Raw genomic sequence first — 24,919 nt, 5'->3', positions numbered from 1 at the left:
TGGGGTGAGGGTATCGGGTGGACCCGGGTTGAATCCCTTGTTCGCACTGAGGGCGACGGGTTGAAGAACGGGCTCGGATACCCTCACCCTGACCCTCTCCCAAAGGGAGAGGGAACATCATCGCGTCCCTGAAAGGGATTACGGGGCGGAAGCGGCGGGCTTCACGGGCTCGCCCTGGCGGAAGCGCTGCTCGGGACCGGGGCCCACGTACACCTGTACGGCGCGGAAGCGCGGTGCACCCTCGGGAATGCGGGCCGAGTGGAGGGTCCCCGCCGGAATGTAGACGGCATCCCCCTGCTTCACGGGCAGCATCCGACCCTCGATGGTCATCTCCGCTCCACCCTCCTCCACGTAGAGCATCTCCACGCTGCGCTCGTGGAGGTGCTCGGGCACTCCGGCTCCTGCCTGGAGCTCCAGCACTCCCATGGAAGCGGCACTCGCTCCGGTCTCCTCGTTGACGAGCAGGATGGCGGTGCCCTTGCCCTGCGAAACCCGGAAGGTGGGAGCATCCGCGCTGCCCACCACATAGCGGACGGGCACGGTGGAGACCCGGGCACAGCCGGAGGAGACACAGAGCAGGGCCGTCAGGAGCGAAGTGCGGAACATGGCTCCCATTCGTAGCACGGGAGTCACTGCCCTGGCGGACCCGGTCCCGCTAAGGTGCCCGCCGTGAGCCAGCCTCGATTCCTTCCCGGACATGATGCACCCACGCGCTCGCGTGACACCGCCCTGCTCTTCGCCGCGCGCGGCCTCGACCTCCTCGTCGCCGAACGCGACGGCGCCCTGCACATCCCCACTGGCGCGGAGCTGCCCGCGCTCGCCACCGAGGCTCACTTCCTCGGCACGCTCGATGGCGTGGACTGCTACGCCGCCGCCCTTCCCAAGGACACCGAGCCCCCCGCCGGAATGAAGCTCGTCCCCGCGCGCGGCCTCTACAACCGGGTGGACGAAGTCCTCTTCGCCATCGCCGGCCGGGCGCTCGCCACCGCCGAGTGGGACATCACCCACCGTTTCTGCGGGCGCGATGGTCAGCCCACGGTGCTCGTCCCCGGTGAGCGCGCTCGCCGCTGCTCCGTCTGCAACACGCCCTTCTACCCGCGCATCTCCCCCGCGGTCATCGTGCTCATCACCCGGGGTGACTCGATGCTGCTCGCGCGCAACGCCAACTTCCCTGGCGCCTTCTTCAGCACCCTGGCCGGCTTCGTCGATGTCGGCGAGTCGCTCGAGGAGACGGTGGTACGCGAGGTCAAGGAAGAGGTCGGCGTGGAGCTGAAGAACCTCCGCTACTTCGGCAGTCAGCCGTGGCCCTTCGGCCGCTCGCTCATGTTGGGCTTCACCGCCGAGTACGCGGGCGGCGATATCCAGGTGGATGGCAAGGAGATCGCCGAGGCCGCCTGGTTCACCCCCGACAACCTCCCGAACCTCCCCCCGCCCATGAGCATCGCCCGCCAGCTCATCAACAGTTTCATCGCCCAGGTGAAGGCGCGCTCCACGCGGGGCTGAGGGCCTCGCTCCGGCGCTCGCTCTCCCGGGAGGGGGGCGGGCGCCTGGAATTCCCTGGGGACATCATGGGGTTGAGGCCCAGGGGCCATCTCCGCTTGCATCCACCCACCCGGGTGGGGTTGAAGCGGGTCCCCGGACTCCCCCATGCCCCTCGCGCGTCCCCACATCGAGCCCCGTCGTGTTCCCACCGCTGACTCGGTGGTGGTCAAGGAGATCTACCTGTCCGTGCAGGGCGAGTCCTCGCACGCAGGGCTCCTCTGCTCCTTCGTGCGGCTCACCGGCTGTCACCTGCGCTGCTCCTACTGTGACAGCGAGTTCGCCTTCCACGGCGGCACGCGCATGAAGATTCCGGACGTGGTCGCCCAGGTGAAGGCGCTCGGCGCGCCCCGCGTGGAGGTGACGGGTGGCGAGCCCCTGCTGCAGCCCGGGGTGTATCCGCTCATGGAGGAGCTGCTCGCCGCCGGCCTCATCGTGTTGTTGGAGACGAGCGGCGCCATCGACGTGCGGCTGGTGCCTCCGGCGGTCCATAAAATCGTGGACATGAAGACGCCGTCCTCGGGCGAGTGCGACCGGAACGACTACCGGAACCTCACCACGATGAACGCCAACGACGAGCTCAAGTTCGTCATCGGCAGCCGCGAGGACTACGAGTGGTCCAAGCGGCTCATCGCCGAGCACCGGCTGCTGGAGAAGCCCTACGAGCTGCTCTTCTCCACCGTCTTCGGCAAGCTCACCACGAAGGCGCTGGCCGAGTGGATCATCGAGGACCGGCTCCCGGTGCGCTTCCAGCTCCAGATGCACAAGTACACCTGGGACCCGAACGAGCGCGGGGTGTGACGGCGGGGCGCGGTCGCCTCAGGGCCGTCAGAGGCCGCTGTAGAAGTCGAGGAAGCTCTTGGCCAGCAGGGCGGCCTGGAGCAGCACGTAACCCAGGTTGACCCAGGCCCCCGCTCGGACCCAGCGGAGCCACCGGCTCGCGGAGGGGGGAAGCTCCGCACGCCCCAGGCGGCGCCGTTCGCGGAACGCGGCCCCGAACCCGAGCCCGGCGGCGAGCCCGTTGAGTACCGGTATGCCGCGCAGGAGCGAGAAGGCGAAGACGGCCCCTTCCACCCGGATCAACCCTCGGAGCGGCAGGACCAGCGCGAGTGGGATGGACGCGAGGGCGATGACCTCCAGGCCGAGCGCCATCTCGAGGAACAAGGGAGGCGCCCCGTGCTCGCCGATGAAGGCCATGCAGGAGGCGCAGTACGCGGCCTCGCCGAGCAGCTCGGTGCACTCGCCGCACAGGAAGGTGCCGCAGCGCACGCAGGTGGCGACCGCCGCCCGCTGATGGGAGGGACAGCGCGCCGAGGTGAAGGCGGGCGAGCTCAGAAGACGGGGGGCTGGGGCGGGCGCAGCATGACCTGCTCCAACGCGTGCGCGCCCAGACCGAGGAAGACGGCGGCCAGCACGGTGCCACCGAAGAAGCCCGCGAGGATGAGGTTCTTGCGCGGGTGCTCGAACTGACTGAAGGCGTAGACGAGCATGTAGAAGGGAATCAGCAGCACCATGATTCCCGTCCCCAGGCTGCGTCGGAACGCATGGACGAGCAGGAAGGCGGCGCAGACGAGCGTGATGACGCCGAACAGGGCGGCAAGAGGAAGGAGCGGCACGGCCCTCAGATAGCACGGCTCTCGCATCCTCGCGGCCCAAGTACGCACATTGCGTGCTAAAGGACGCTCCCACGTCTCCTCACCGAGGTGCCCGGACATGGCCACACTGAAGACGCTGCTGACCTTCATTCTCGCGGGGGCCTTCCTGGGCCTGGCCACGTCTTCGTGGCTGGCGCCGAAGTGGCTCGAGTGGGACAACACGACCCGCTTCCAGTCGACCCAGACGATGTGCGATCTGCCCCAGGTCATCCGGCAGATCTCCGCGGACCTGCTGCACTACCAACTCATCGGCACCCTGGTCGGCGCGGGGGCCTTCCTCATCCTGGGCATCTTCTTCGTGGTGGCGCGCTCCAAGAAGCAGAAGCAATCGCAGCAGCCGCCCCCACCCCGCCCCAGCCCCGTCCGGCCGCCTGAGCCCCACCCGCGGCGCCTAGGCCGCCGACAGCTCCACGATGAAGCGCGCACCGCCTTCCGGGCGGTTCTCCGCGCGCAGCGTGCCCCCGAAGGACTCCACGTACTGCCTCGACAACGCCAGCCCCAGGCCCGTCCCCTTCCCCGGCGCCTTCGTGGTGAAGAAGGACGTGAAGAGCCGCGGCAGGTTCTCCGGAGAGATGCCCGGCCCGTTGTCCTCCACCATCAGCCTCACCCGCCCGGCCTCCACCCCCACGCGCACCGCCACCCGCCCGTCCAGCACCTTCGCGTCCTCGATGGCGTCCGCCGCGTTCAGCAGCAGGTTGAGCAACACCTGCCCCAACCGCCTCGACTCGGCCCGCACCGAGAGGTCCCCCGGCACCTCCACCGACAGCTTCACCAGCGACTTGAGCCGCACCGACGCCAGGCGCACGCTCGCGTCGATGATGGGCGCCAACTCGCACCGCCCCACGCCCTCCACCGACTCCTCCGCGCGCGACAGCGCCGTGAGGTCCTTCACGATTTGATGGATGCGCTCCACGCCCTGCATCGTCTCGTGCAGGGCGTCGGTGTACTCGGTGTCGGAGGCGCCCGTCGTCGGCTGCCGCCACTCCTCCAACAGGAAGCGCAGGTTGGCCTGCACGTACGCCAGTGGGTTCTTCACCTCGTGCGCCACACCCGCCGCCAGCCGCCCCACCTGCGCCAACCGCTCGGCCTCCAGCACCCGCGCCTGTGACGCCACCAGCGCCTCCTGCACCGCGCGCTGCTCCTCCTCCGCCTTCTTCCGCGCCTTTCTCAGCCGCCGGTAGAAGGAGCTCATCTGCAACCCCACCACGCCGGAGCCCGCCACCAGCAGCAGCCACGACCCCGCCAGCACCGGCGGCGCCCCCTCCAGCCACAGCAACGTGCCCGCGCAGACGAGCGGCATGAACGTGCTCGTCAACGCCTGCCACGTCTCCCCCCGTGACACCGAGAGGCTCACCACCGGCATCACGCAGAACCAGCCGAAGAGCGGGTTGCCCACCCCGCCCAGCCGGTGCACCACCAGGAGCAGGAAGAGGTTGGGCACCACCACCCCGCCAATCGTCAGCACCAGCCGGCGGCGCGGCGGCTCCAACCGCCACAGCGACCTACCCAGCGCCAGCGTCAGCCCCGCCCACACCACGCGCAGCGCCAGCGTGTCCCACGTCGGCCTCATCACCGACAGCGCGTCCACCACCCAGAACGGCAGACACGTCAGGGCCAGCATGAAGAAGAAGCGCTGCTCATTGCGGAGCACCAGCTCCTCGCTCCGTGCTGTCGCCTCCTGGCTGTCCAGGGTCTCGCCCCCGTGCTGCTGCGTCATGTCCGAGCCGGTCTCCCCCGATTTCTAGGGTATGGAGAGTTGCGTTCCGAACAGTGTCACAAAATGGGGTCAAACAAAACCCAGCCCGGGTCAGCGGCGCACCCGTTGGACAAGGCGGAGTTTCTCGAGGCGTGAGAGACGCTTGAGGGCCGCCTCGCGGCGCAGGGCGGCGCTCCGGTCGGCCGCCGGCTCGCTCCAGACGAGCGTCACCGGCAGGCGGGCACGGGTATAGGCGGCGCCCCGGCCCCGGTTGTGGGTGGCCAGGCGGCGTTCGAGGTTGTTGGTGGCGCCGGTGTAGAGCGTCCCGTCCCGGCAGCGCACCATGTAGACGGTCCAGGCGTCCGGCACGGCGGAGCGGCAGCATAGCGCACGCCCACGCCCGTCCGGATGCCTGCTTGGAATGCCGGGCCCCTCACGGGGCCACCAGACATTCTCCTCGGGGCCTCTCACATGCCGCCATCACCAGCGACACCGGCAGCAGGGGGTCCACCCCCCAGGCCGACAGCACGTGGGACCTGCTGATGAGCCCCACCAGCCTCCCCGCCTCCCCAACGACAGGGAGCAGGCAGACGCGGTACCGCTCCATCACTCGCAGGGCACGCAGGAGGGTATCACTGGGAACCAGGGTGACTTCAATCGAGGACAACTTTTCCGCTAGCGTAGGCTTCTGCCGCATCCACGAGCCTCCCGGAATGAACGGGGGAGTACCTCTGCAACCGTTCTGCCGACATGTGGGTGCGTAGGATTTTCAACAAGGCACTCGTACTCGAGGGCATTAGATTCCAGTCGTGACGAACCGAAACGGGCCCAGGCTGACGCGGATGGCGGATCTCTTCTCCCGGGCGGTCAATCGGGAGGGAGAGGGATTGCTCACCCTGCCCTTCAAGCCGGACGAGCTGTACCGGGTGCCCACCGACGACGGGGCGGCCATCGCGCTGGGGCGCTACCACCCCCGGGGCGAGCGCCGGTACGCCGAGCCGGTCATCCTCTGCCATGGGCTCGGGGCCAACCGGTTCCACATGGACTTCGACGAGCGCTACAGCCTGGCGCGCTACCTGGCCCGGGCGGGCTTCGAGAGCTGGGTGATGGAGCTGCGCGGCCGGGGCCTTGCGGGCCCGTGTGGCGACGCCTCCTTCGACGACCAGGCCGAGTATGACGTGCGCAGCGCCCTGCGAACCGTCCTGTCCACGGGGGCGAAGGAAGTGCTCTGGGTGGGCCATTCCAAGGGTGGCCTCACCCTCTACGGCCATCTGGCGCGAAACCCGCAGGCACCGGTGCGCGCCGCGGTGGCCATGGGCAGTCCCTTCACCTTCGCGGTGCAGCCGGGCGTCAAGCTCTTCATCCAGAAGATAGAGCCGCTGCTGCGCTTGAAGGTGATTCCCACCCGGCGCATCACCGGCATCGCCCTCTTCGGCGCGCCGCCGGGGCCGCTCAGCCGCTACATGATGTTGGACTCCAACATGGAAGCGGACGTGGTGCGCAAGGCGCTGGCCAACGTGCCCTCCGACATCTATGGCGGCGTGGTGCGCCAGTTCGCCCACTGGATTACGACGGACTCCTTCTGCATGGCGGACGGGACGTGCTACCGCAAGCCACTGGCCGGGGTGAGGCTGCCCATCATGTTGCTGGCGGGAAGCAAGGATCTGCTCGCTCCCCCGCTCGCCGTGGCGCGGGCGCAGGAGCACCTCGGTGGCCCGGTGAAGCTGGTGGTGGCCGGGCGGGGGCATGGCTTCGCCGAGGATTACGGCCATGCCGACATGGTGCTGGGGCGTCGGGCACCGGACGAAATCTTCCCGCTGGTGGAGGCGTTCCTGTCCGCGCACGCGACCCGGGCTTGACGCCCCGGGGACGGCTGGTTGTCCGCTCCCCCCTGGCGTGCTACCCCACGGGCCCGCACTCCATGTCCTCCTCCTCCCGTTTCCTCGCCCTCGCCCTGTTGGCCCTCACGGGCTGCGAGCGAGGCCCCGCGCCGGGCCTCGCCGTGGTGGACTTCCGTCATGCCCGTGAGTCCGGGGGCACGCCGGTGGCCTCCTGGACGGGCGACAAGGTGACGGCCGAGGAGCTGCGCCAGCGCCTGGAGGAGATGAGCCCCGCGCTGCGCGAGCGCTACCAGACGCTGGAGCAGAAGCGCGAATACGTGGAGGGCCTGGCCCGCTTCGAGCTGCTGGTGCAGGAGGCGATCGCTCGCGGGCTGCAGAACGACCCCGAGGTGCTGGCCAGCACCAAGCGCGCCCTGGTGTCCCGGCTGATGCGCTCGCAGCTCGAGGAGGCGAAGCCCCCCGTCTCCGACGCGGAGGTGGCCGCGTATTACGCGAGCCACGAGGAGGACTACGTGCGGCCGGAGCAGGTGCGGCTCTCGCATGTCTTCCTCGCGGCGCCCCGAGCGGACACGGCCCGTGTGGCGGCGGCGCGCGCCAGGGCGGAGAAGGTGCTCGCCGAGGCGAAGGCGCTGCCCCCCAGGGACTTCGCCGCCTTTGGCCGGCTGGCGCGTACGTACAGCGAGGAGCCCCGCACGCAGCCGCTGGATGGAGATCTGCGCTACCGCTCCTTCGAGGTGCTCGCCCAGGACTTCGGGCCCGAGGTAGCCGAGGCCGCGCGAGCCCTGGTGCCTGGCGGTCCGGGCGCGCTCACCGGCGTGGTGCAGACGGACGCGGGCCTGCACGTGCTGCAGCTCACCGGACACCAGTCGGCGTTGGACCTGAAGCTCGAGGACGTGCGCCAGCAGATTACCGGGCGCCTCTCGCAGGAGAAGCGCACCCGGGCCTGGGCGGAGCTGCTCTCCAGCCTGGAGCGCCGCGCCGGCTTCACCGTGGACGCCGCGACACTTTCGCGGGTGCACGTGGACATGAGCAGCCCCATGCTGCCCCCGAGCGGCCCTCCGCCCGGTACCATTCCCGCCCCCTTTCCCACCGCCGCCGCGGAGCAACCGTGACCGTCGAAAGGAGCTCCTTCATGCGTCAGGCCTTCGTCCGTGCCACACCGCTGCTCGCCACCCTGGCACTCGCCGTGGGGCTGTCCGGCTGCCCGAAGAAGGACCAGGAGGACCCCGACGCCAACGTGGTGGCCACGGTGAATGGCGAGGTGCTCTCCCGCGCGGACTTCGAGAACGAGCTGGGGCGCGAGCTCGCCTCCTCGGCCACCGAGTCCGCCCAACACACCCCGGAAGAGGTGGAGCCCTACAAGCGGGCCCTGCTGGACACGCTCATCTCCCGCATGGTGCTGCTGCAGGAGGCCCGGACGCACAACATCACCGTGACTCCCGAGGAGGTGGACCGGGGCGTGCTGCGGCTGTCGAGTGATTACCCGGCGGGCAACTTCAACGAGGTGCTGGCGCAGGGGCAGCTCTCCATGGCGGAGCTGAAGGCGCGCGAGGCGGCGCGGCTCACCATCGAGAAGCTCTTCGCCAACCAGGTGTACACGCGCGTGGCCCTCACGGAGGAGGAGCTGCGCGGCTACTACTCGGCGCACGAGGCGGAGTTCTCCGAGCCCGAGCAGGTGCGCGCCGCTCAAATCGTGGTGAAGGGGATGGACGAGGCGCGGCGGGTGCAGGCGCAGCTCAAGTCCGGCAAGAAGTTCGCGGAGCTGGCGCGCAAGTATTCGCTCAGCGCGGACGCCAAGGTGGGAGGCGACCTGGGCTTCTTCCCTCGCGGGCAGATGCCACCGGCCTTCGACCAGGTGGTCTTCTCCATGGGCGTGGGCCAGGTGTCCGACGTGGTGGAAACGGAGTACGGCTACCACCTGTTCCGGGTGCTGGAGAAGAAGGCGGGCCGCAAGCTGGAGTTCGCCGAGGTGCGCGACCAGGTGGAGGCGAAGCTCCTGGAGCAGCGCCGCTCGGAGGCGCAGACGAAATATGAGCAGGAGCTGCGGGCGAAGGCGAAGGTGTGGGTGAACGAAGCCACGCTGCAGGCCATCCGCGGCAAGCCGGCCACGCAGCCGGCACCGAAGGAATGAGGAAGCCTATGAAGAAGCTGATCGGGACGATGGTGGCGGCGCTGTTGCTGAGCGGCGCCGTGGCTCGCGCGGAGATGGTGGACCGGGTGGCGGCGGTGGTGAACCGTGATGTCATCGCGCTCTCCGAGGTGGAGAAGCGCGCGGCGCCGGAGCTGTCGCGGCTGGGTGGGTTGAGGGATCCCCAGAAGCGCGCCGAGGAGCGGACGCGGCTCATCAAGAGCGCCCTGGACGCGCTCATCGGCGAGAAGCTGATGGAGGAGCAGATCCGCGAGCTGGGCCTGGCCGTGACGGACTCGGAGGTGGACGCGGCGGTGGCGGACGTGAAGCGGCAGAACAACGTCACGGACGACGCGCAGTTCGAGCAACTGCTGTCCGGCGAGGGCTTCACCATCGCCACCTACAAGCAGTTCCTGCGCAACCAGATGTCGCGCATGAAGCTGGTGCAGCTCAAGGTGACGCCGAAGGTGAAGGTGTCGGAGGAGGACCTGAAGGCGGCCTACACGCAGTACTCCAAGATGGAGTCGGGCGACGCGGAGGTGCACGCGCGCCACATCCTGGTGCAGGTGGACGCGAAGGCGACGCCGGAGCAGGTGGAGGCGGCGCGCAAGAAGGCGCTCGCGCTGGCGGAGGAGGCACGCAAGCCGGGCGTGGACTTCGCGGAGCTGGCGAAGAAGAAGAGCGAGGGCCCGAGCGCGGCGGACGGCGGAGACCTGGGCTTCTTCCGGCGCGGCGTGATGGTGCCGGCCTTCGAGAAGGTCGCCTTCTCGCTCGGGGAGGGCGAGGTGAGCGAGCCGGTGCGCACCCAGTTCGGCTGGCACGTGCTGAAGGTGGAGGAGCGGCGCGCGGTGGACGTGGCCCCCTTCGAGCAGGTGAAGAACGAACTGGAGCAGCGGCTGAAAATGCAGAAGACGGAGAAGTACGTCGAGCAGTACGTTCAGGAGCTGCGGCAGAAGGCCTCGGTCGACGTGAAGATCTGATGTCCAGGGAGAGGGAAGACGCGTGAACGAGCGACCCGTCGTAGGCATCTCACTGGGAGACGTCTCCGGGATCGGCCCTGAAATCACGGCGGAGGCCCTCTCCCTGCCCAAGGTGCGCCGGTCGCTGCTGCCCGTCGTCTTCGGAGATGGGCCCACGCTGGCGCGCTTCCCCCTCTTCAAGAAGTACGCCCACACCACGCCCCAGACGCTGGCCCGGCCCACGGAGCCCACGGTCTGCGTGGTGACGGAGCTGGCGGAGAAGGACCGCGTGCCGGGCAAGCCCGCCCGCGCTGGAGGCCGCGCCCAATACGCCTTCATCCAGGCGGCCATCGAGGCGGCCCGAGCCGGCAGGGTGGACGCCCTCTGCACGGCGCCGGTGTCCAAGGAGCAGATCTCCCGGGCGGGCATTCCCTTCATGGGGCACACGGAGGTCCTCGCGGAGGCGTTCGGCCGCGAGGTGCTGATGCTCATGGACGGCCCGAGGGTGCGCGTCGCGCTGGCGACGAACCACGTGCCGCTGGTGGAAGTGTCACGGATGCTGACGGTGGAGCGGCTGGTGGGCCAGCTCCAACTCCTGTCGCGGAGCCTGAAGCCCGTGGTGGGCCGGACACCCCGGATTGGCGTGCTGAGCTTCAACCCCCACGCGGGCGAGGGCGGACTGCTGGGCCGCGAGGAAGTGGAGGTCCTCACGCCAGCCATCAAGCGCGCGCGCCGGCTGCGGGTGGACGCGCACGGGCCGCTCGCGGCGGATGGGCTGTTCGCCCAGGTGGAGCGCTTCCCCTACGACGTCGTGCTGGCCATGTACCACGACCAGGGCCTCATCCCGGCGAAGGCCCTGGACTTCGAGCGGACGGTGAACGTGACGCTCGGTCTGCCAGTGCCTCGGACCTCGCCGGACCACGGCACGGCCTACAGCCTGGCCGGCACGGGCAAGGCGAGCAGCGTCCCCATGGTGGAAGCGCTGCTCAAGGCCGCCCGGCTGGCCGCGCGCTGACCCCGCTCAGTACGTGAACGGGAAGCGGATGGGCTCGCGGCTCCGCACCCGGTGCTGCGGGAACTTCCACGAGCGCACCTGCCCCTCGATGCAGCGGGCGAACGGCGTGCCCTTGAGAGCCTCGGTCTCCATGGCGACGTCGGTGGCGGAGCCCGACGGCTGCACCCGCCAACGCACCACGAACCTGTCCTTGCCGGAGTCCGACATCCGCTCGGGCTCGTGCGTGTCGATGCAGGCGAGGATGGCCTCCTTGTGCGAGCTCACCACCTGCACGATGTCCGAGGTGGAGAGGGACTCGGGCACGTCCCCGCCAGGCTCGGGCGGCACATAGACGCTCCGCCTGGAGCGAGGATCCTCCGGCGTGTGCTTCGGCTCGCCCTTCGCGAAGCCGAGCTCCCTCTCGAACTCCTTGTCGATCGAATCATCGAAGTTGGTGGGGTCCACGGCGGACGGCGCCTCGCGCCGCGCCGTGGTGACCGGAGCCACGGGCGCGGGCGGAGGCTGCTGGCGGCGCTGCGGGGCGGACCCGGCGACCCGCTCCTCCGAGGCAGACGCGGCCACCACCACGGACTTCGGCTTCTCGTGCCGAGCTGGAGCGGCGACGACCTTCGACGCGACGACCTCGGGCCGAGGCGCCGGAGGCTGCGCCACCGGAGCCGAGGGCTGTACGGCTGGCGCCGCGGGCTGCACCGCCGGAGCCGCCGCGACCACGGGCGCGGGCGCGGGCACGGGCGCGGGCGCGGGCGGAGCGGTCTGGGCCACGACCGGGGCACTCGGAGACGCGGCCTGCCCGGAGGACACAAGGGGCTGCGCGGAAGCCACGGGCACCTGCTCGGGCGCGCGACGGACCTGGGGCAACAGGAGCATCGCCCCCAGGATGACGCCCGCTGTCGCCGAACCGATGAGCGCCCCGACCAGGAACGTCCTCCCCCGCCGCGAAGGCGCGAGCGCCTCCGGAGGAACGGGGGCGGCCATCATGGCGGGAACGAGGGGAGGCGCCATGGGCATCCCCGGATACTGCGCGACCGGTCCCCCCATCTGGGGAGGAACGGGAATCGGCCCCAGCAGCCCCCCCGTCGCCACAGGAGCCACCGGAGCCACCACGGGCTGCATGGGCGGAGCCACCGGCACCACGGGAGCCACCGGGGCCACCACCGGCACGGGAGCGCTCGGCGCGTCCAGCATGGCCTGGCGGGCCTCTTCCTTCGCCTGCTCCTTCACCTCCTCCTGCTTGCGCAGCCACGACTCCTCCTGCTGCACGAGCGAGTGCAACGCGGAGACGACCTTCTTCTCCGAGCCGGGCGCCTTCGTGCGCACCGAAGCCGAGGAGACGCTCGCGTCCGCGGCCACCGTGGGCAGCCCCGAGATGGTCATCGCGGCGACGAGCTCGGGCACGTGGGACAGCGGCCTCCAGTTCGTCCACGCCTCGCACCAGAAGAGGGTGTCGGGGTCGAACTCGCCCTGGTGCCACAGCTCGCGCAGGCGTTCCAGACGGAACGGACCCGCCGGCTGCCCGTTGCGCTCCATGTACCAATCCATGGCGCCCACGGGCACGGGAGCCGCGACGGCCCGTCCGTCGGAGACCTCCTCCGCCTGAACCGTCTCCAGGGTCGGCGGCCCGAAGAGCGCGCCATCGAAGATGGCATCCAGGTCATCCGGCCTCACTTCACGCAGGGCGGACTGGACGCTGGGTGGCGCCTCGGGCTCGGACTGAGAGAGCCGCGGGGGTTGAGCCCCGTTGCCCGCACGAGAAATGGAATCGCCCTCGCTGCTCGAATGGTTCCCGTCCACACGCCCTCCAACCGGCCCCTGCTGCCCAGACGTTGGGTCAGCTCGGGCCTCAAGCTAAGGACGTCCGACGCCCCAGCCAGGATTCACATTCCCGGGCGCGAGCGGTTCTTTTCACTTCCGAGCGCTTCCCGTGAAGGAAAGTTCTGCTCTGGACGACTCCAAATCCCTGGCAGGTCCAAACCCCTGGACAACCGGACTACGGCGTTTCCGAAGATGGGCAAGAAAGGTGAGCGATCAGCTCCGCGCCATCCCTCGCCGGGTCGATCAACACCACATCCGAGAACTCGCCGTTGCGCCGGAGCTGGACACTCACGAGCCCCACGGGGCAGTAACCCAGGCACCCGGTGAGGCTCACCCGGACAGACCCGGCGCAACCCCGCGCGGCGAGCGTGTCTCGAATGCGGCGTGGCAGGTCCACGCCCCCCACGCTCGTGTCGAGCCGCATCAGGCAGCGGTGACAGACCTGGGCCTGCATGTCCTGTGAGCTCTCGTCACGCATGAAGCACCTCGGCACCACCCCGCCACATCCCGCGCATCCCCTCAAGGAATTGCTGGAACCCGGGCGCGGGAACCCCCCTGATTGCCGGTTCCCCGGGCGGGCATCCAGACAAGCCCCGGCTCGGAAAACCGAGGGGCTCCCACGAACTCCAGAGGGAACGGGTGGCGCGAGCCGGCGCAAGTCCTCGTCTTCTGGGCCTCGCGCCGGAGTCCCCCATCTGGCGTGTGGCTTGCTGCCCGGGGGCCACTATTTCTTCAACAAGGAGGACCAGACGTGTCTCTCGTACGTGGTGTCTGGAGCGTGTGGGTCGCCGTTTTGCTGTGGGGCGCGGGTTGTGACGGTTCGCGGGACGAGCCCACTTCGGAGCCGGATGCTCCCTCGAATGAGGACCTCCCACCGGAAGGCTTCGCCGGAGTGTTCCACTGGGAGGGCAAGCCCGATGCCTACAACCTGTCCATCGAACCGGGAGGACGGGTGCGCTGGTCGATCAACGGCTGCGACTCCTTCGGACAAGGGCATAAACAGTGGGAGGTGCGTGACGGAAAGCTGGTGCTGACGAACGGAGCGGGTGGCTCCACGGTGACGCTGGAGCGAGCCACCGACTTCGATGGACTCATCGCCAACGGCCCCGTGCTGGCCAGTGATGGCTCGTCCACACAGCGCTGGCCCCGAGGCGGGGTCTGCCCCGTGTGCAAGAACCCCGATGGTGGACCCGTCCTGGGTCCCGTCGAGGTTCGCGCATGCGACAACCCGTCGCTGCCGTGACAGGAGCCGCGGCGCCGGCTTGAGTCATGGGCACCGCCTTGTGAGGATGGCGGGACGACCTCTTCTGACTGGAGAACTGGATGGCCCCCTTCTTCGACCCTCCGGGTGTCCGCCGCGGCGTCCTCTGCCTTCTCCTCGGAGCGGGGCTGCTCACCGGATGTGGACCGAGCGGCAGGTGTGATGGCACCGTGGGCGGCACACGCATCCAGGGCGACATCGACGGCGACAGCTCGCTCACCATCCAACCGACGACCTTCAGCGCCAACCAGTCCGCGCACGTCCGGGGCGCATGGCTCCAGCTCTCCTACGGAGAGGGCGCGCTGCGGCTGCTGATGGAAATCAAGCTTCCGGCGGAGCAGGACACGACGGAGCTCCCCCTCGTCATGACCGAGGAGGAGTGGCACCGGAGACCGCCCCAGAATGGCGGAGTGTCCATCTGGAAGCTCGAGACACCCGCGAACGCGCCGGCCCTGAGCGGCGGCACGGTCACCGTGAAGCTCGCGGACGCCAACAACCTCGAGGGGAAGCTCGACGCGCTGTTCGAGGACGGCTCCCACCTCGAGTGCACCTACGACGTGCGCGGCAAGAACTTCGTACCGGGTGACGACCCCACCTACAACGGCCCGCCGTGAGCCGGGTGGGAGCCCGGGGACGACACGGGGGAGGGCTCGGATGGAGCCCTCCCCCTCACGTGCTTCAACGGTGGGCGCGGAGCCCTTCAGCGTAGTGCTGCAACTGGCGCCGGGCGGCATCGAAGGCATCGTTCACGGCCTGGTAGGCGTCCTCGTGGGCGGCCTTCTCCGCGTTGTCGCGGTCGACCACGATGTTCTTGCCCGGGACGTGCAGGTCCAGACGGACGTGGAAATGCTTGCCCTGCTGATGATGCCGGTGCGGCTCCTCCACCACCACGTGGCAGCCAGTGATGCCGTCGAAGAACTGCTCGAGCTTCTCCGCGTTGTCGCGGATGTGCTCCGAGAGGGCATCGCTGGGACTCATTCCACGGAAGGTGATCTGCAGGTTTCGCTTCATCTTCGCGCCTCTTGATTGGCTCACCGTTGGAGCCGTCGTGACGACCTCTCTCCATTGCATACGGGAAGCCAACACCTCTTCCCTCGGAAACCAGGGGGTTGGGCCCCGAAAGTCGCGCAGCCTTTGCGGAGGCCCTCGAGGGGCACGCAGCCTTTGCGGTGGACGCACAGCGCGTCGGGGGCTCTACACGGACCGGCAACCCGAGGGGCGGCCGGGCGGGCACATGCTGCGGAGCATCAAGGCGGTGCGCACCCTGTGCGGGTGGAGGAGCGCGCGTGATTCGCATCGGCCCCGCGGGGTGGAGCTATGACGACTGGGCGGGAGTGGTGTACCCGAAGCCGAAGCCGAGGGGGTTCGACCCGCTGGCCTTCCTGGCGGGGTACTTCGACGCGCTGGAGCTGAACACCAGCTTCTACCGGCCCATCAGCCGCCGCAACGCGGCACTCTGGGTGGAGCGCACGGACTTCAACCCGGACTTCCGCTTCACCGCGAAGCTGTGGCGGCGCTTCACCCACGAGCGCAACGCGGTGTGGACGGCGGACGAGGTGCGACAGACACGCGAGGGGCTCGACACCCTCCATGACGCCGGGAGGCTGGGAGCGGTGCTGGTACAGTTCCCCTGGTCGTTCCGCAACGACGAGGAGAACCGGGACTGGCTGGACGAAATCGTGTCCACGTTCTCCGACTGGCCACTGGTGCTCGAGGTGCGGCACGAGTCCTGGAATGTCCCGGACGTGTTCGCGGAGCTGGCCGAGCGCGGCGTGGGCTTCGTGAACATCGACCAGCCGCTCTTCCACGACTCGATAGCGCCGAGCGCGCGGGCGACGTCGTCGGTGGGCTACGTGCGGGTGCACGGGCGCAACTACCGCAATTGGTTCCGCAAGACGGCGAACGCGATGGAGCGCTACGACTACCTGTACTCGGCGAAGGAGCTGAAACCCTGGGCCGAGCGCACGAAGGAGATCGCCGCACACCCGCGCGTGAGTGATGTGTACGTGGTCACCAACAACCACGTAAGGGGCAAGGGCGTCGCCAACGCGATGATGTTGCAAGCGATGCTCACGGGCCGGAAGGTGCACGCCCCGGAGACGCTGGTGAGCGAGTACCGCGATACGCTCGAGCCCTACGTGCTGCCGCCGGAGGAAGAGATTCCCGAGCCACCCGGCGCGAGCCCCACGGGCTGAGAGGCGCGAGGCTTCAAACCTCGATGAATTTCGTGCCGGTGATGCCCTCTTCTTCCAGGGCTTGCTTGATGCGCTCGGAGACGATGAGGACGACCTTCCAGCCCCAGGGGCGGAAGATATTGGCATTCCCAATCTTCGCCGGGTTCACCTTCAGCCCCCGAACATTCCTGTATCCACCCAACTTGTCCGGGCGGTTGTCCTCCGGTAGCCAATAGAAAACCTCCTCACACCTGGCGTCGTCGATGCATCGGATGACGTACAAGGTATTGAGAATGAACCAAGGCTCCGTCTGCCCATCCACCTCCACGGGAATGAACTGGACCTCCTTCTGGAGACCCAGACGTTCGAACAGCGAGACGACCCGGCGGTGAACGACGGGAACCCCCATGGAACAAAGGGTGAATTCCAGGGCAACGCCCGCAAGCTTCAAGGGAAAGCGGATCGACTCCTCAATATCGAGAACTCTTCCCTCGTTGAACCGCCAGGTGTCGATCCACTCACCCCGACCATCAACAGGCATCTTCAAGTGCCAACGTCCTGGGATATACACGTCGTCGTATAACTCGTAATACTTCATTTGTGCTGTCACGGTCTCCTCGTGGCAAGCTTGTTGAGTGTGGAGCCGGGCGTACACACCTCCCCTGAGATCCTGTCGAGCTCATCCACGAGCTTGGCTCGACAATCAGCTCCAGGCCTACAGAACTCAAGCACCTCCCTCAGCCGTTTGAAGATTTCGCTGTGATACTCCTCGGGATGCGGCCCCTTGTGGCCTCGCAAATAAACGATGTTCGCTGGATCCTCCAGGCTCATCCCCGCCCGTTCGAAGAGCACCTCGAACCGTGGCGTCCAGGGGCCACCACTGCTCTCGGACTTGTCGTTCTTGTTGGTGCACAGGTGGTGGGCGTGGTGGTCATCCCTCTTCGACTCGGCACACGCGCCCGTCGTCCGTGCCGAGGACGCCGCCGTGGTGACCGCGGAGGCGCTCGTGCTCGCCGAAACGCCCATGAGCACCACCGTGCCGTCCGCCACATTCACCCGCGCGCGCGTCCCCGCACTCACCCTGAAGCCACCCTGCCCTCCCGCGAAGGCGAAGCGCGGAGGCGACAGCCGCGCCCACAGCCCGCCCTGGGGCACCTCTGGCAACCCCCTGGCCAGCTTCGCTCCCGCCACCGTCACCAGTACGCGCAGCCCCACTCCTCCCAGCGCCTTTCCGAAGCGCTCGGCCACCGCCTCCAACTGCGCCTGCGTCCTCGCCGCTTCCGCATCCCGGTACAGGTGCAGGCACGCCAGCCCCACGGCGTACAGTTCCGCCGCCGTGTACGTCATCAGCAGTCCCAACGGTCACCGCTGCCGCGAAGGCCTTCGAGAAAATAGGCTCGGGCACCGCCCACGCCATCATGTAGAGCATCATCGACAGGCCCACCGACAGCAGCACGGCGGGAGAGCTGAACATCTCCACGGCGGCCTCGCGGACCCCGTCTCCCATGTAGCGCGGTGAGAGCGCGAGCGCCTGAAACCACCTGGCCCTTTCCAGCGAGCCCGGCAACTCCACATGGGCAGGCCCATACAGCGACTCGTACGCCTCGCGTACCCGCCGCTCCAATGCTGGCGGCGAACTATGCGGCGACAGCAGGGACGCCATGCCTACCACCTCCGCTCTCGGGCTGGCCTTCTTCCCCCTCGTCCCTGCCCTTCCCTCCCACCCGAACTCTTCCTCCAGCGCCGCCACCACCTCCCGCGCCTCCTCCAGCGTCCACAGGGCCAGAGTTGGCTCCGCTTCCAGCGCCTTGAAGCCAAGCCGCACTCCGACCCCTTCATCTCCGCGGTATTCCTCCACCCGCACCGGCTCCAACATCCGCAGCCGTGATTGACCTTCGGACGGGGTTGCCCACACCACCAGCGGTAGCAACAGCCACGAGCAAAGGACGGAGAAGACTCGCGAGTTCATGACCGACTCCGGCGGCCCCTGCTCATTCTGGGGCGTCGAACGTCATTGTCCATCCCCAGGTAACGGAGAGCCAGAACCAGCCGGATCCCATGAGGGAGACCCCACCCGGACGGGGACTCGGGTCGCACTCGCGGAAAAGCACCTTGCGACACTCGGGCCCCCACCGACTCATGCCGGGAGCTTGTCGGAGTACCCCACCGTAGAGGGTGGACCAGAGGGGTGACGCCCCAGGTGGTCCTTCCGTGGGGAATCAAGACCTGTGTAGAACCCGGTCCGAGTGTCGAGCCCAGCTCGTGGAAGAACTCGACGAGATCGCAGGGGACGAGTGTACGCCCGGCTCCCGGCTCAACAGGCCTGCTACGAGGCAATCATGACCGCGCAGATGAAGTACTACGATCTCTACGACGACAAGTACATTCCAGGGCGATGGCACGTGAGAATGCCTCGTAATGATGAGGACGGCCGGGAAGAACTGTTCGACGTCTGGCGATTCAACGAGGGCCGGGTCCTGAACATCGAGAAGCCGATTCGCTTGTCCGTGAAGCCAACGGGCACTCCAATCGAGTTCTCTCACGCTCTGGGGATTCCCATCGTCCATCGCCGGGTCGTCGCGCTCTTCGAGTGTCTGGGTCTCCAGAAAGAGGTCCAGTTCATCCCCGTAGAGGTGGAGGGGCAGACGGAGCCCTGGTTCATCCTCAATGCCCTCCAAGTCATCCGGTGCATCGACGATGCCCGAAGTGAGGAGGTGCTGTATTGGGGACCGGAAGACGGTCAGCCGGACAGGGTGGGTGAATACCAGAACGTTCAAGGACTGAAGGTGGACCCCACGAAGATTGGAGAGGCCCACATCTTCCGGCCCTGGGGCTGGAAGGTGGTCCTCATCGTCTCCGAGCACGTCAAGCGGGCCCAGGAGAAAGAAGGCATCACCGGCATCAAGTTCCTCGAGGTCTGACGGGCGGCACGCGGGCTCGTTCGGGGATTCGCCCTCGTGGTAGACCCCGGAACCACTCATGCTCTTACGTCTCCTCGCCTTCTGCGTGTGGCTGTGGGTGCCTGTTTCCGCCCAGGCCGCTCCGCCCGCAACCGAATCGCGGCTCCATGTGTTGGAAGCCGTGGTGGTGAGCGAGTACCAAGGCGATGAAGGCCATGGACTGAGGCTCAGCTTCAAGCCGCTCGGACCCAATCCGGCTTTGTCTCTGTTCTCGCGGGAGGATGCACGGGAGGTGGTGGCGGCGTTGGGGGACGGCTGGACACCGAGGAAAGCCCACCCGACCGTGGTGGTTGCAGGCAGCCTTGTCGGGCATCCACCAGACTCCCGGCGCTCGGACATGGAGAGACGCACGCGCGAGGCGTACGAGGCGCTGTATGGGCCTGCTCTGGTGGAGCTACCGGGCTCGCTGGAGAGCGCCAGGTGGTTTCAGGCGCTCGCGCTCTCCCCTCGCTACATGGGCGACGGGGTCCGCGAGGCCGCCGTGGAGATGTTCAGCTCTCCCGCCGTGCTGCTGTCGGTGGGCCTGTCGATGATGCTCTACATGATGGCGTGGGCGGCGCCCGAGCCGCTCTTCAGCAAGGCGTTCGCGGCGGCTGTGACGCTGGGGCTGCTGATGACGTACTCGGCCGCGGAGCTCTACGCCGTGGGGCTGGCGTGCCTGCACCTGTACCGGGAGGCGGAGGCAGCGAGGACGCAAGCGCAGTTGGAAGCGGTGGCCGAGCGCTTCGGCAAGGCGCTGGGAGGAGTGGGGTTGCGCGTGCTGGTGACGGTGGCGGGAGCGAAGCTGGCCCGAGGACTGCCAGAGGTGCCCCGGGGCGGGCTGTGGGCGCGGCTGTCTCCTCCGCGCTTCGCCTTCGCGGGAGGGCGGGGTGGCTTCAAGGTGAGCGCGGGGACGCGCACGCGGGTGAGTGTGGCTGACGGCACCGTGGTGCTCATGGGCGTGTCGGCGAGCACGACCGCCGCCTCGGTCACTGCGGCGGCGTCCTCGGCAAGGACGACGGGCGCGTGTGCCGAATCGAAGCGGGATGACCACCACGCCCACCACCTGTGCACCAACAAGAACGACAAGTCCGAGAGCCGTGGTGGCCCCTGGACGCCGGAGTTCGAGGAACTCTTCGCACTCGCGGGAATGAGCCTCGAGGACCCGGCGAACATCGTCTACCTACGAGGCCACAAAGGGCCCCATCCCGAGGTGTACCACAGCGAGATCTTCGAACGATTGGAGGGAGCACTTGATGGCTGTAGGCCTATAGCTGACTGTCGAGCCAGGCTCATGAGGGCTCTCGACAAGATCGCAGGGGACGTGTGTACGCCCGGCTCCAAACTCAACAAGCTTGCCACGAGGAAACCATGATGGCGCAAACAAGCTATTACAAAATATACGACGACAAGTACATTCCAGGGCGATGGCACCTGAGAATGCCTCGTGATGATGAGGAGGGTCGGGAAGAATTATCGTTCGACGTCTGGCAATTCAAGGAAGGGCGGGTTCTGAATATCGAGAAGCCGATTCGCTTATCCGTGAAACCAGCGGGCATTCCAATCGAGTTCTCTCATGCTCTGGGGACTCCCATCGTCCACCGCCGGGTCGTCGCGCTGTTCGAGCGTCTGGGCCTCCAGAAGGAGGTCCAGTTCATCCCCGTGGAGGTGGAGGGACAAACGGAGCCCTGGTTCATCCTCAATGCCCTCCAAGTCATCCGGTGCATCGACGATGCCCGGAGTGAGGAGGTGCTGTATTGGGGACCGGAAGACGGTCAGCCGGACAGGGTGGGTGAATACCAGAACGTTCAAGGACTGAAGGTGGACCCCACGAAGATCGGAGAGGCCCACATCTTCCGGCCCTGGGGCTGGCCAGTGGTCCTCATCGTCTCCGAGCACGTCAAGCGAGCCCTGGAGGAAGAGGACATCACCGGCATCAAGTTCCTCGAGGTCTGACGGGCGGCACGCGGGCTCGTTCGGGGATTCGCCCTCGTGGTAGACCCCGGAACCACTCATGCTCTTACGTCTCCTCGCCTTCTGCGTGTGGCTGTGGGTGCCTGTTTCCGCCCAGGCCGCTCCGCCCGCAACCGAATCGCGGCTCCATGTGTTGGAAGCCGTGGTGGTGAGCGAGTACCGAGGCGATGAAGGCCTTGGACTGAGGCTCAGCTTCAAGCCGCTCGGACCCAACCCGGCGTTGTCTCTGTTCTCGCTGGAGGATGCACGGGAGGTGGTGGCGGCGTTGGGGGACGGCTGGACACCGAGGAAAGCCCACCCGACCGTGGTGGTTGCAGGCAGCCTGCTCGGGCATCCACCAGACTCCCGGCGCTCGGACCTGGAGAGCCGTGCGCGCGAGGCGTACGAGGCGCTGTATGGGCCTGCCCTGGTGGAGCTACCGGGCTCGCTGGAGAGAGCCAGGTGGTTTCAAGCGCTCGCGCTCTCCCCGCGCTACATGGGCGACGGCGTCCGCGAGGCCGCCGTGGAGCTGTTCAGCTCTCCCGCCGTGCTGCTGTCGGTGGGCCTGTCGATGATGCTCTACACGCTGGCCTGGGCGGCGCCCGAGCCGCTCTTCAGCAAGGCGTTCGCGGCAGCGGTGTCGCTGGGGCTGCTGATGACGTACTCGGCCGCGGAGCTCTACGCCGTGGGGCTGGCGTGCCTGCACCTGTACCGGGAGGCGGAGGCAGCGAGGACGCAGGAGCAGTTGGAGGCGGTGGCCGAGCGCTTCGGCAAGGCGCTGGGAGGAGTGGGGTTGCGCGTGCTGGTGACGGTGGCGGGAGCGAAGCTGGCCCGAGGACTACCAGAGGTGCCCCGGGGCGGGCTGTGGGCGCGGCTGTCTCCTCCGCGCTTCGCCTTCGCGGGAGGGCGGGGTGGCTTCAAGGTGAGCGCGGGGACTCGCGCGCGGGTGAATGTGGCGGACGGCATCGTGGTGCTCATGGGCGTGTCGGCGAGCACGAGCGCCTCCGCGGTCACGGCGGCGGCGTCCTCGGCAAGGACGACGGGCGCGTGTGCCGAATCGAAGCGGGATGGCCACCACGCCCACCACCTGTGCACCAACAAGAACGACAAGTCCGAGAGCAGTGGTGGCCCCTGGACGCCACAATTCGAGGAATTCTTCGCACTCGCGGGAATGAGCCTCGAGGACCCGGCGAACATCGTCTATCTGCGAGGCCACAAGGGGCCTCATCCCGAGGAGTACCACCGCGAGATATTCAGGCGATTGGAAGAGGCGATTGGGACCTGCAGGCCTGTGGATGAGTGTCGAGCCAGACTGATGGAAGAGCTCGATAGAATCGCAGGGGACGTGTGTACGCCGGGTTCTAGACTCAACAAGCTCGCCACGAGGCAGCGATGACCACCATGCCCGTAAGGTATTACGACATTTTTGATGATATGCAATTTCCTGGACGCTGGCACTTGAGGCGCCCTATCGATGTGCAAGGTCAATGGCTCGATACCGGCCAGTTCAAGGAAGGAAGAGTCCTGGATATCAAGGGACTGATTCGCTTCCCGGTGAATCCCGCGGGTGAGGCCCTCGAGTTCTCCCTTGCCTCCTTTGCGATTCCTGTCGTTCACCACCGGGTCGTCGCGCTGTTCGAGCGTCTGGGTCTCCAGAAGGAGGTCCAGTTCATTCCCGTGGAGGTGGAAGGACAGACGGAGCCCTGGTTCATCCTCAATGCCCTGCAAATCATCCGGTGCATCGACGACGCCCGGTGTGAGGAGGTGCTCTACTGGCTCCCGGAGGACAACCGCCCGGACAAGCTGGGCCAATACCGCAACGTCGCGGGGCTGAAGGTGGACCCCATGAAAATCGGAGAGGCCCACATCTTCCGCCCCTGGGGCTGGAAGGTCGTCCTCATCGTCTCCGAGCACGTCAAGCGGGCCCTGGAGCAAGCGGGCATCACCGGCATCAAGTTCCTCGAGGTTTGACCGGCGAGTAGAGTCGCCCTCCAAGGAACCACTCATGCAAACACGTCTCCTGCTCGCCTTCTGCGTGTGGCTGTGGGTGCCTGTTTTCGCCCAGGCTGCTCCGCCCGCAACCGAAGCGCGGCTCCATGTGTTGGAAGCCGTGGTGGTGAGCGAGTACCAAGGTGATGAGGGGCATGGACTGAGGCTCAGCTTCAAACCGCTCGGACCCAATCCGGCTTTGTCTCTGTTCTCGCGGGAGGATGCACGGGAGGTGGTGGCGGCGTTGGGGGACGGCTGGACACCGAGGAAAGCCCACCCGACCGTGGTGGTTGCAGGCAGCCTGCTCGGGCATCCACCAGACTCCCGGCGCTCGGACCTGGAGAGCCGTGCGCGCGAGGCGTACGAGGCGCTGTATGGGCCTGCCCTGGTGGAGCTACCGGGCTCGCTGGAGAGAGCCAGGTGGTTTCAAGCGCTCGCGCTCTCCCCGCGCTACATGGGCGACGGCGTCCGCGAGGCCGCCGTGGAGCTGTTCAGCTCGCCCGCCGTGCTGCTGTCGGTGGGCCTGTCGATGATGCTCTACATGATGGCGTGGGCGGCGCCAGACCCCGTCATCTCGAAAGCCTTCGCGGCAGCGGTGTCGCTGGGGCTGCTGATGACGTACTCGGCCGCGGAGCTCTACGCCGTGGGGCTGGCGTGCCTGCACCTGTACCGGGAGGCGGAGGCAGCGAGGACGCAAGCGCAGTTGGAAGCGGTGGCCGAGCGCTTCGGCAAGTCGCTTGGGGGTGTGGGGCTGCGCGTGCTGGTGACGGTGGCGGGAGCGAAGCTGGCCCGGGGACTGCCGGAGGTTCCCCAGGGCGGGCTGTGGGCGCGGCTGTCTCCTCCGCGCTTCGCCTTCGCGGGAGGGCGGGGTGGCTTCAAGGTGAGCGCGGGGACGCGCGCGCGGGTGAATGTGGCGGACGGCATCGTGGTGCTCATGGGCGTGTCGGCGAGCACGAGCGCCTCCGCGGTCACTGCAGCGGCATCCTCGGCACGGACGACGGGCGCGTGTGCCGATTCGAAGAGGGATGACCACCACGCCCATCACCTGTGCACCAACAAGAACGACAAGTCCGAGAGCAGTGGTGGCCCCTGGACGCCACGGTTCGAGGTGCTCTTCGAACGGGCGGGGATGAGCCTGGAGGATCCAGCGAACATCGTCTATTTGCGAGACCACAGGGGACCCCATCCAGAGGAGTATCACCGTGAGATCTTCAAACAATTGGAGGGGGAACTCGGAATCTGTAGGACTCAAGCTGACTGTCGAGTCAGGCTCATGCGCGCGCTCGACAAGATTGCAGGAGAAGTGTGTACGCCAGGCTCCAAGCTCAACAAGCTCGCATCGAGGAGACCATGACAACACAGGCAAGGTATTACGAAATATACGATGACGTGTACATCCCAGGGCGGTGGCACCTGAGAATGCCGCTCTACGCCGAAGAGGGCCGGGAGGAGTTGTTCGACGTCTGGCAATTCAAGGAGGGGCGTGTCCTGAACATCGAGAAGCCGATTCGCTTGTCCGTGAAGCCAGCGGGCATTCCAATCGAGTTCTCTCATTCCCTGGGGGGTCCCATCGTCCACCGCCGGGTCGTCGCGCTCTTCGAGCGTCTGGGTCTCCAGAAGGAGGTCCAGTTCATCCCCGTGGAGGTGGAGGGACAGACGGAGCCCTGGTTCATCCTCAATGCCCTCCAAGTCATCCGGTGCATCGACGACGCCCGGTGTGAGGAGGTGCTCTACTGGCTCCCGGAGGACAACCGCCCTGACGTGCTGGGCCAGTACCGAAACGTTCGTGGACTGAAGGTGGACCCCACGAAGATTGGAGAGGCCCACATCTTCCGGCCCTGGGGCTGGCCAGTGGTCCTCATCGTCTCCGAGCACCTCAAGCGGGCCCTGGAGGAAGAGGGCATCACCGGCATCAAGTTCCTCGAGGTCTGACGGGCGGCACGCGGGCTCGTTCGGAG

27 protein-coding genes and 1 pseudogene are annotated in these 24,919 nt (G+C 67.5%); 17 read left to right on the top strand and 11 right to left on the bottom strand.

Features of this window, described 5'->3' with window-relative positions; genetic code table 11:
* Positions 1–138: 138 nt before the first annotated feature.
* Positions 139–606 (bottom strand): cupin domain-containing protein, encoded by a 468-nt coding sequence (locus tag JQX13_RS19355; RefSeq protein ID WP_203410438.1) that lies wholly within the window; start codon positions 604–606, stop codon positions 139–141.
* Between the two features lie 63 nt (positions 607–669).
* Between JQX13_RS19355 and nudC the strand changes: the two genes are divergently transcribed.
* Positions 670–1,503 (top strand): NAD(+) diphosphatase, encoded by an 834-nt coding sequence (nudC, locus tag JQX13_RS19350; protein WP_203410437.1) that lies wholly within the window; start codon positions 670–672, stop codon positions 1,501–1,503.
* Between the two features lie 144 nt (positions 1,504–1,647).
* Positions 1,648–2,340, top strand: a complete 693-nt coding sequence (locus JQX13_RS19345) for a radical SAM protein (RefSeq protein ID WP_203410436.1) — start codon at positions 1,648–1,650, stop codon at positions 2,338–2,340.
* Between the two features lie 27 nt (positions 2,341–2,367).
* On the opposite strand, the gene JQX13_RS19340 is transcribed toward JQX13_RS19345, so the two are convergent.
* The 5 genes from JQX13_RS19340 to JQX13_RS19320 form a co-directional block, all read right to left on the bottom strand.
* On the bottom strand, positions 2,368–2,808 hold the full coding sequence (locus tag JQX13_RS19340; RefSeq protein WP_203410435.1) for a hypothetical protein: 441 nt from the start codon (positions 2,806–2,808) through the stop codon (positions 2,368–2,370).
* Between the two features lie 62 nt (positions 2,809–2,870).
* Positions 2,871–3,155 carry a hypothetical protein gene (locus JQX13_RS19335; protein ID WP_203410434.1) on the bottom strand — a complete coding sequence of 95 codons (285 nt, stop codon included), beginning with the start codon at positions 3,153–3,155 and terminating at the stop codon, positions 2,871–2,873.
* A 430-nt stretch (positions 3,156–3,585) separates the two neighbouring features.
* A complete protein-coding gene (locus tag JQX13_RS55455; protein WP_203410433.1) occupies positions 3,586–4,911 on the bottom strand; it encodes a sensor histidine kinase in 1,326 nt (441 codons plus the stop codon).
* 90 nt (positions 4,912–5,001) lie between these two features.
* Positions 5,002–5,235: a GIY-YIG nuclease family protein gene (locus JQX13_RS19325; RefSeq protein ID WP_203412107.1), complete on the bottom strand. Its 234-nt coding sequence runs from the start codon at positions 5,233–5,235 to the stop codon at positions 5,002–5,004.
* 88 nt (positions 5,236–5,323) lie between these two features.
* Entirely contained in the window at positions 5,324–5,587 is a 264-nt protein-coding gene (locus JQX13_RS19320; RefSeq protein WP_203410432.1) for a CBS domain-containing protein, read from the bottom strand.
* A 145-nt stretch (positions 5,588–5,732) separates the two neighbouring features.
* On the opposite strand from JQX13_RS19320, the gene JQX13_RS19315 reads away from it, so the two are divergent.
* From JQX13_RS19315 to pdxA, 5 genes are all read left to right on the top strand, one after another.
* Positions 5,733–6,749 carry an alpha/beta hydrolase gene (locus tag JQX13_RS19315; protein ID WP_203412106.1) on the top strand — a complete coding sequence of 339 codons (1,017 nt, stop codon included), beginning with the start codon at positions 5,733–5,735 and terminating at the stop codon, positions 6,747–6,749.
* A 62-nt stretch (positions 6,750–6,811) separates the two neighbouring features.
* Positions 6,812–7,843 carry a peptidylprolyl isomerase gene (locus tag JQX13_RS19310; protein ID WP_203410431.1) on the top strand — a complete coding sequence of 344 codons (1,032 nt, stop codon included), beginning with the start codon at positions 6,812–6,814 and terminating at the stop codon, positions 7,841–7,843.
* A 20-nt stretch (positions 7,844–7,863) separates the two neighbouring features.
* The gene (locus JQX13_RS19305; RefSeq protein ID WP_203410430.1) at positions 7,864–8,862 is read left to right on the top strand and encodes a peptidylprolyl isomerase; all 999 of its coding nucleotides are present in this window, start codon (positions 7,864–7,866) and stop codon (positions 8,860–8,862) included.
* Between the two features lie 8 nt (positions 8,863–8,870).
* Entirely contained in the window at positions 8,871–9,839 is a 969-nt protein-coding gene (locus tag JQX13_RS19300) for a foldase protein PrsA (RefSeq protein WP_203410429.1), read from the top strand.
* A gap of 22 nt (positions 9,840–9,861) precedes the next feature.
* Entirely contained in the window at positions 9,862–10,833 is a 972-nt protein-coding gene (gene pdxA, locus JQX13_RS19295) for a 4-hydroxythreonine-4-phosphate dehydrogenase PdxA (protein WP_203410428.1), read from the top strand.
* Positions 10,834–10,839: 6 nt separating this feature from the next.
* Here the strand turns inward: pdxA and JQX13_RS19290 are convergent, their stop codons facing one another.
* Entirely contained in the window at positions 10,840–12,624 is a 1,785-nt protein-coding gene (locus JQX13_RS19290; protein WP_203410427.1) for a GYF domain-containing protein, read from the bottom strand.
* Between the two features lie 196 nt (positions 12,625–12,820).
* Positions 12,821–13,123 (bottom strand): hypothetical protein, encoded by a 303-nt coding sequence (locus JQX13_RS19285; RefSeq protein WP_203410426.1) that lies wholly within the window; start codon positions 13,121–13,123, stop codon positions 12,821–12,823.
* Between the two features lie 273 nt (positions 13,124–13,396).
* Between JQX13_RS19285 and JQX13_RS19280 the strand changes: the two genes are divergently transcribed.
* On the top strand, positions 13,397–13,888 hold the full coding sequence (locus tag JQX13_RS19280) for a hypothetical protein (protein WP_203410425.1): 492 nt from the start codon (positions 13,397–13,399) through the stop codon (positions 13,886–13,888).
* Positions 13,889–13,968: 80 nt separating this feature from the next.
* Positions 13,969–14,520 (top strand): hypothetical protein, encoded by a 552-nt coding sequence (locus JQX13_RS19275; RefSeq protein ID WP_203410424.1) that lies wholly within the window; start codon positions 13,969–13,971, stop codon positions 14,518–14,520.
* Between the two features lie 64 nt (positions 14,521–14,584).
* Here JQX13_RS19275 and hpf read toward each other — a convergent pair whose 3' ends face one another.
* On the bottom strand, positions 14,585–14,917 hold the full coding sequence (hpf, locus tag JQX13_RS19270; RefSeq protein ID WP_203410423.1) for a ribosome hibernation-promoting factor, HPF/YfiA family: 333 nt from the start codon (positions 14,915–14,917) through the stop codon (positions 14,585–14,587).
* Between the two features lie 275 nt (positions 14,918–15,192).
* Here hpf and JQX13_RS19265 point away from each other — a divergent pair, with 275 nt between their 5' ends.
* Positions 15,193–16,101: a DUF72 domain-containing protein gene (locus JQX13_RS19265; protein ID WP_203410422.1), complete on the top strand. Its 909-nt coding sequence runs from the start codon at positions 15,193–15,195 to the stop codon at positions 16,099–16,101.
* A gap of 13 nt (positions 16,102–16,114) precedes the next feature.
* On the opposite strand, the gene JQX13_RS19260 is transcribed toward JQX13_RS19265, so the two are convergent.
* Both JQX13_RS19260 and JQX13_RS56365 read right to left on the bottom strand, forming a co-directional pair.
* Entirely contained in the window at positions 16,115–16,678 is a 564-nt protein-coding gene (locus JQX13_RS19260; RefSeq protein ID WP_239014898.1) for an imm11 family protein, read from the bottom strand.
* An 8-nt stretch (positions 16,679–16,686) separates the two neighbouring features.
* Positions 16,687–18,049, bottom strand: a pseudogene (locus JQX13_RS56365) (AHH domain-containing protein).
* A 370-nt stretch (positions 18,050–18,419) separates the two neighbouring features.
* Between JQX13_RS56365 and JQX13_RS19250 the strand changes: the two are divergent.
* From JQX13_RS19250 to JQX13_RS19220, 7 genes are all read left to right on the top strand, one after another.
* Entirely contained in the window at positions 18,420–19,001 is a 582-nt protein-coding gene (locus JQX13_RS19250; RefSeq protein WP_239014895.1) for an imm11 family protein, read from the top strand.
* Between the two features lie 58 nt (positions 19,002–19,059).
* On the top strand, positions 19,060–20,394 hold the full coding sequence (locus tag JQX13_RS19245) for an AHH domain-containing protein (protein WP_203410421.1): 1,335 nt from the start codon (positions 19,060–19,062) through the stop codon (positions 20,392–20,394).
* A 167-nt stretch (positions 20,395–20,561) separates the two neighbouring features.
* The gene (locus tag JQX13_RS19240; RefSeq protein ID WP_239014893.1) at positions 20,562–20,975 is read left to right on the top strand and encodes an imm11 family protein; all 414 of its coding nucleotides are present in this window, start codon (positions 20,562–20,564) and stop codon (positions 20,973–20,975) included.
* Between the two features lie 58 nt (positions 20,976–21,033).
* The gene (locus tag JQX13_RS19235) at positions 21,034–22,368 is read left to right on the top strand and encodes an AHH domain-containing protein (RefSeq protein WP_203410420.1); all 1,335 of its coding nucleotides are present in this window, start codon (positions 21,034–21,036) and stop codon (positions 22,366–22,368) included.
* The gene (locus JQX13_RS19230; protein ID WP_430384182.1) at positions 22,365–22,943 is read left to right on the top strand and encodes an imm11 family protein; all 579 of its coding nucleotides are present in this window, start codon (positions 22,365–22,367) and stop codon (positions 22,941–22,943) included. Before JQX13_RS19235 ends, JQX13_RS19230 begins: the two co-directional genes overlap by 4 nt.
* Positions 22,944–23,007: 64 nt before the next feature.
* On the top strand, positions 23,008–24,315 hold the full coding sequence (locus JQX13_RS19225) for an AHH domain-containing protein (protein WP_430384210.1): 1,308 nt from the start codon (positions 23,008–23,010) through the stop codon (positions 24,313–24,315).
* The gene (locus JQX13_RS19220; RefSeq protein ID WP_430384181.1) at positions 24,312–24,893 is read left to right on the top strand and encodes an imm11 family protein; all 582 of its coding nucleotides are present in this window, start codon (positions 24,312–24,314) and stop codon (positions 24,891–24,893) included. The genes JQX13_RS19225 and JQX13_RS19220 overlap by 4 nt, the downstream gene beginning before the upstream one ends.
* Positions 24,894–24,919: the final 26 nt, after the last annotated feature.

This window comes from Archangium violaceum (assembly GCF_016859125.1).
Taxonomy (GTDB): domain Bacteria; phylum Myxococcota; class Myxococcia; order Myxococcales; family Myxococcaceae; genus Archangium; species Archangium violaceum_A.
Note: the sequence above shows the minus strand (reverse complement) of the source record. Positions and strands in the feature narration are given on the sequence as shown.